Source organism: Paraburkholderia sp. SIMBA_053 (assembly GCF_046534895.1).
Classification (GTDB): domain Bacteria; phylum Pseudomonadota; class Gammaproteobacteria; order Burkholderiales; family Burkholderiaceae; genus Paraburkholderia; species Paraburkholderia caledonica.
In genome coordinates, this window is record NZ_JAWRXU010000338.1 from 1 (window position 1) to 321 (window position 321).

Below are 321 nucleotides of genomic sequence, written 5' to 3' on the forward strand. Positions count from 1 at the left end.
GATGTCGACTCGCCCGTCACCGGAGCCGACGATTCGTTCGCGGCGCTCAAGCGCGGTTTTGCGAACGCGAAGGCCGACGTTTCGAAACAAGCGGTGGCCGCAGGCGCAACGGACGGCGGCGCGTCAGCGGTATTGCGTTCTTATCATGGAGAACTGGTTGCGGGCTCTTGCATGCTCGCGGCACGGGCGTTCTTCTCGAACTTCTGAACGTGCCTGTTTCTAGCTTCTGCCACGCATTCCGCCGATGCCGTCAATTGCCGAACAACGAACTCTGCATGCCGCGAGGCGCCGCAGCGCGTGAGCATTTTGCGGCGGCTTTGG

General features: G+C 62.3%; 1 pseudogene. It reads left to right on the forward strand.

Features of this window, described 5'->3' with window-relative positions:
• Positions 1 to 207 (forward strand): annotated as a pseudogene (locus SB753_RS35895) (alpha/beta hydrolase); the annotation flags it as partial.
• Positions 208 to 321: the final 114 nt, after the last annotated feature.